This is a genomic window from Shewanella sp. TB7-MNA-CIBAN-0143 (genome assembly GCF_040310065.1).
Lineage (GTDB): Bacteria > Pseudomonadota > Gammaproteobacteria > Enterobacterales > Shewanellaceae > Shewanella.
Genome location: NZ_JBEOPL010000093.1, coordinates 1 through 275, shown reverse-complemented (window position 1 = coordinate 275; position 275 = coordinate 1). Strand labels below are relative to the sequence as shown.

Annotated in this window: 1 protein-coding gene; it reads right to left on the bottom strand. The window is 38.5% G+C overall.

The window, feature by feature from the left end; translation table 11 throughout:
- A partial coding sequence (locus tag AAEY97_RS21245) for a type VI secretion system contractile sheath domain-containing protein (protein WP_351001330.1) occupies window positions 1-275 on the bottom strand: 275 nt, incomplete at both ends.

The following is a 275-nucleotide window of genomic DNA, read 5'->3' as shown; positions in this document are numbered from 1 at the left end:
CTCCAACAATAATCACTATTATCAGTACTAACTGAACGGCCATCTTTCGCTTCAACTTCAAACTCTTCGTAGTTAAATTCTTCAACTGGTTTTGACGCTGCACCATAAGGTAAACGCGAAAGGAAACGCGGCATAGTAAGTGATACAAAGCGTGAATCATCGCTGTCTCTAAATGAACGCCATTTAGTGTATTCTAGTGATTCAAACACTTTTTCTAAATCACGTGGCTTAGTTAATTCTTCCCAATTATCAAAGCCAAATAACGACGGTGATGA